Below are 3,287 nucleotides of genomic sequence, written 5' to 3'. Positions count from 1 at the left end.
AGTCAGAGCATCTATGGGAGAATATATATTCTTTGTGGATAGTGATGATGTTATAAAAGTTGATATTTTAGAAACTTTATTCTCTTTTATGAAAGATGATGTAGATATTGTGGGATGCAATCATTCAACAAAAAAAGAGGATTTAGTTCTGCAAACATCCACTAATATAGTATTTCAAGGAAACTCATCTGAAGCCATTTCTAGTTGTCTAAATTATCAAGGGGTTACGTATTTTGCATGGGATAAATTATACAGAAGAAATCTTGTTGAGACAGTTCCTTTTTTGAAAGGTTTAATTTATGAAGATTTGTATACAGGAATGGTTACTCTAAAATATATTCGCAAAATAATTGTGCTTGATACGATAGGTTATTATTATAGAATTCGTTCGGATAGTATTATGAGAAAGAAACACAGTGAGAAAAATCTTGATATTTTCAAAATATGTGATTCGTTATTAGAAACATTTAAAAATGATATAATGCTTTCGAAACTTGGTGAGTATATGTTTCTTATAATTTCTCAACATGTTCTATACTATAGAATAAAACCGAATCATTTATATTATAAGACATATCAAGATTATATCGCTAAATATGCGAATATTGCTAAAAAATCATCTGAAGTTCTAAAAAGTAGTAGATTATTAAGATGGTATTTATGGTCTCCTAAGTATTTTATAAGAGTTATATTTCCCTTATATTTGAGATATATTTCTATAGTCCAATATGTAAAAAGTAAAATTAGGGGTAATGTATGATTAGTGTAATAGTCCCAGTTTATAATGTTGAAGAATATTTAGAAGAGTGTTTAGAGAGTATACGAAATCAAACTTATACAGATATTGAAGTCATATTAGTCAATGATGGATCAACAGATGAATCAAAAGAAATATGTGAAAGATATTGTGCCAAAGACAGTCGATTTAAGTTGATTAATCAAGAAAATAAAGGATTAAGTGGAGCACGTAATCGGGGAATGAGTGAATCTAAGGGAGAATTTATTTCATTTGTTGATAGTGATGATGTCATTAAAGAAGATATGCTTGAGCAATTGATAAAACAAATGACTTCTGAAGATATTGATATTGTAGAGTGTTGGTATACGAATGAAAAACATGAATTAGATTTGCCTTCTCCAAAAGATGCAGAAATTATTTTTCAAGGAAATGGTAAAGAAGCATTAGTGTCTCTTTGTAAAGATAATATTGTCCGTTTGAATGCATGGGCAAAATTGTATCGAAGAGAAGTAATACTCAATTTTCCATTTTTAGAAGGTTTATTTTATGAAGATGTTTATGGCGGAATTGGGATTTTAAAACATATACGTAAAATGGTGAAAATTAATTATATAGGATATTATTACCGTGTACGATTAGGTAGTATTATGAATCGAGAATTTAATTTGAAAAATTTAGATTTATTTACGATTTGTGATAAGTTGGAGCAATTATATCGAGGTGATACATTTGCTCTTGCGTATATTCATCGTCGCCTGTTTCATTTAGTCTTGATGCATATTGTAGATTATCATATATTTGAGGGGAATCCATATAAAGAAAAATACGTAGAATATTTGAATCGGTATTCAAAATCTTCAAGTCGTTCATTGGTAATGCGAGCCTATCACTTATTCCCTCAAAATATTTTTTTTATTTCAAGAGTTGCTGGAGCGATTCAATGGAGAGTGGAAAAATATTTTATAAGAGGTTCATGGAAAGGAATGAAGTAGTATGAATTATTACTTAAAAGAATTTTTTGCGAAAGCCAATCATGCAGGATCCAAAGCAAGATTAGATGCTGAAAAAATAATGCTAGAAGCAGGATATGCTCCTTTTTCCCTAAATAATAATTCAAATCCCATCACTTTGACAAAAGATGATGTGTTAGTTCTTCAATTTCCATTATTATTGCATTCATTAAAAACACAAATTTTAACGAGATTTTTGAAAAATAGAACATTCAAAGCTTATTTACTGATTCATGATATCGAGTCCCTGAGAAACAAAAAAATCAGATCATTTACAGATTTTAAACATTCCATTATCCATTTCTTACAAAATAAAACAGTACTAGAAAGAGTCGATGGTATCATTGCCCATAATGATAAGATGAAAGATGTACTTGTTCAATTGGGGATACCAGAGAAAAAGATTATTTCATTAGAAATATTTGATTATCTAATTCCTCATTTTGAAGAGAAAAAAACTTATGAGAAGCGTACGGTGTTAGTAGCAGGAAATTTTAATATAAAAAAAGCAAAATATGCAAGACAATTACCTGATAATCCAGAATTTTCGATTTATGGGATTAACTTTGAAGAAGAGAACCTTCCTCAAAACGTTCATTATAATGGAGCTTTCTCACCTGAAGAACTCCCATATTATTTACAAGGTGGTTTTGGTTTAGTATGGGATGGCGATAGTCCTTATACTTGTAGTGGAATGTTTGGAGAATATTTGAAGATGAATAATCCGCATAAAGCGTCTCTTTATTTAGCTTCTGGATTTCCAATTATTGTGTGGAGACAGTCCGCTCTTAGTGACTTCGTAACAAAAAATAATTGTGGAATATTAGTGGATTCTTTATTTGAGATTGCAGAGCGTTTAGACTCTATTAGTAATGATGAGTATGAGGAGTTGATAAGAAATAGTAAAAAAATAGGAGATAATATTCGTAACGGATATTATCTAAAAACGGCCTTAGATAAATGTGAAAGGAATTGTAAAAACGATGAAATTACAATCCATTCGAGAAAAAATAACTAGATACGGTCAGATTTTTAAATACTATGGTCCTAAATTAACACTTGTGTATTATCATACACAACAATCAGATGCTAAATATTACGACTTTAGTAAAAATATTATTTTAGACTTTGTTCTAAAATTACGAAAAAAAGCTCAAATAGATGAACCGGCTGATGAAAGTAAAGAAACTACAACAGAATTTCCCAATATTATTTGGACAATGTGGCAACAGGGAGAAGCTCAAATGCCTGAAACCGTAAAATCCTCAATGAAAACAATAAAAGACTTCGCCAGAAGAAATGGTTGTGAACTTCATTTGTTAACTGACGAAAATCTTCATAATTTTATCAATATTCCAAAAGATATCACAGAAAAATATAAGAAAAAAGAATTGTCAGCCGCTCATTATTCTGATATTGTTCGTTTTAGTTTGTTATATCAGTATGGTGGAATTTGGATGGATGCAACCTTATTTGTATCTCCATATGCAACAGTCGATATGTTTAAAGGGGATTTCTTTAGTTTAAATCATCCACCT

4 protein-coding genes are annotated in these 3,287 nt (G+C 29.8%); all 4 read left to right on the top strand.

The genetic code is table 11. The annotated features are described in order from the left end of the window. Window positions 1-760 (top strand): glycosyltransferase (locus ADI58_RS07175; protein WP_152905486.1); only part of this gene is annotated, 760 nt, incomplete at its 5' end. Then, the gene (locus ADI58_RS07170) at window positions 757-1,731 is read left to right on the top strand and encodes a glycosyltransferase family 2 protein (RefSeq protein ID WP_049522006.1); all 975 of its coding nucleotides are present in this window, start codon (window positions 757-759) and stop codon (window positions 1,729-1,731) included. The genes ADI58_RS07175 and ADI58_RS07170, both read left to right, overlap by 4 nt. A 1-nt stretch (window position 1,732) precedes the next feature. Further along, window positions 1,733-2,767 (top strand): glycosyltransferase, encoded by a 1,035-nt coding sequence (locus ADI58_RS07165; RefSeq protein ID WP_049522005.1) that lies wholly within the window; start codon window positions 1,733-1,735, stop codon window positions 2,765-2,767. After that, window positions 2,733-3,287 (top strand): capsular polysaccharide synthesis protein (locus ADI58_RS07160; RefSeq protein ID WP_049522004.1); only part of this gene is annotated, 555 nt, incomplete at its 3' end. The genes ADI58_RS07165 and ADI58_RS07160, both read left to right, overlap by 35 nt.

This window comes from Streptococcus mitis, from assembly GCF_001074635.1.
Taxonomy (GTDB): Bacteria; Bacillota; Bacilli; order Lactobacillales; family Streptococcaceae; genus Streptococcus; species Streptococcus mitis_E.
This window is presented reverse-complemented; position numbering and strand designations above follow the sequence as displayed.

What these genes read in the sequence shown, in the direction of transcription:
- ADI58_RS07170 (WP_049522006.1), top strand. Translation starts at nt 757, where the DNA reads ATGATTAGTGTAATAGTCCCAGTTTATAATGTTGAAGAATATTTAGAA.
- ADI58_RS07165 (WP_049522005.1), top strand. Translation starts at nt 1,733, where the DNA reads ATGAATTATTACTTAAAAGAATTTTTTGCGAAAGCCAATCATGCAGGA.